Raw genomic sequence first — 1,505 nt, forward strand, 5'->3', positions numbered from 1 at the left:
GCCTTCGACGAGCAGGCGCAAGCTCATGCGGCCGAGCCAGAGGGTTTGCCAGCCGGGTGGCCCGTCGCCGTTGCGACCCAGGTGGCCGCCGAGCGCGGCCAGGGCCAGCCAGACGGCGTGCACGCTGGTCAGGGGCCGTCGGTGCTGATGACGCAACACCCGTAACTCGGTCGTCGTCAGCCCGGCTGCCTCAGCGGGCAAGTCCGGTTCCAGGCGGCTTTTCTCCCGCAGATCCACCAGCGCCAGGGCTACCACGCTGAGCAGGGCCACGGCCGCGAACAGGCGAGCGGCCGTCTGCAGTTGCAGTTTTTCGGCACCCAGGCCCGTTTTCAGGGCTTTGTGAAAGTCCTCGATCAGCCAGCGGCTCGTGTACTGGCGCACGCAGCTCAGGGCCTGGGCCAGGGTGCTCACCGGCTGGTCGCTGAGCAGCAGCCACTCCAGGCCGGGGCCAGCTTCAGCGTCCGTTTCTTCCCACACCCGCACCACGCTGGCCGGCACCGGCGCGCCCTTGCCCGTGGCCCCGCCCGGCCGTTGCGGGGCCCGTAACGCGACGAGCGGACTGAAACTCACCTGCAAGACCACGTCCCGCGCCGGCTGGCGCGGCCGTCCCCGCAGCGACAGCGGCACACTACCGGCACCGGGCTGAGCGCGGGCCACGGCAAACAGGCGACCGGCGGGCCTCTTGTCCGGCCCGGCCACCAGCGCCCGGTCCTGGGCCGCGCGCACCACGAAGCCCAGACCCTGGGCCCGGCACTGTTGCAAATGCTCGTAGATGTCGGCCCCGCGGTCGGCCACCACCACCCAGCGCGTGCCGGCGGGCGGACGACCGACGGCGCGCAGGCTCTGGGTCCATAGCCCTGACTCGCGCACGCGGCCCTGCCGCAGGCGCGAGCCCCCGCCCGGGTGCGCCCGCTCGGCCTCGGGTATGGGCTGGCGCACGTGAAACTGCTGGTCGAGCAGGCCCAGCAGCGGCAGCGCGGGCCGTTTGGCGGCCGGATCGGGGTCCTCGGCGGGCCAGGCGGCGGCCACCAGCGAGTGCAGCAGCACGCCCTGGCTGTAGGCCTTGCCCTGTCCAACCGGCCCCAGGCCTGCCCGGCGCTCGGCTGCCTCCGGCCAGCTCAGCTCGGTCGTATCCTCGATGAGCAGAAACGTGCCCGGCGCCTGCAGCTGCAGGCTGACCAACGCCCGGTGCGGCGCCTGCACGGCCTCGGGCGTGGTCTGCGGCTGAGCCAGCACGTGGTAGGCGGCTTTACTGGCGTAGGCCTGGCCCTGGCTCAGGCGCGGGATGCTCGCCCCCGGCTGCCGGGCCCAGCCCGCCGCCAGCCTCACCACCCGCCGGCTGCGGCGTACATCGCCCAGCCGCACGGCCCCAAAATGCGTCTGCGCCCACACCTGCGCCTCGCCAAAACCGGTCGAAATGCTCATGGTCGCAAGCTAGCCACCAGCCACAAAAAAAGCGCCGGCCTACTGGCCGACGCTCTGCTTGAGTTTTGGGTAAGGACAAG

General features: G+C 72.2%; 1 protein-coding gene. It reads right to left on the minus strand.

The features are described from left to right. A partial coding sequence (locus HW554_RS20125; protein WP_176910318.1) for an IS4 family transposase occupies window positions 1-1,425 on the minus strand: 1,425 nt, incomplete at its 3' end. Between the last annotated feature and the right edge of the window lie 80 nt (window positions 1,426-1,505).

Source organism: Hymenobacter lapidiphilus (assembly GCF_013377885.1).
Taxonomy (GTDB): Bacteria; Bacteroidota; Bacteroidia; order Cytophagales; family Hymenobacteraceae; genus Hymenobacter; species Hymenobacter lapidiphilus.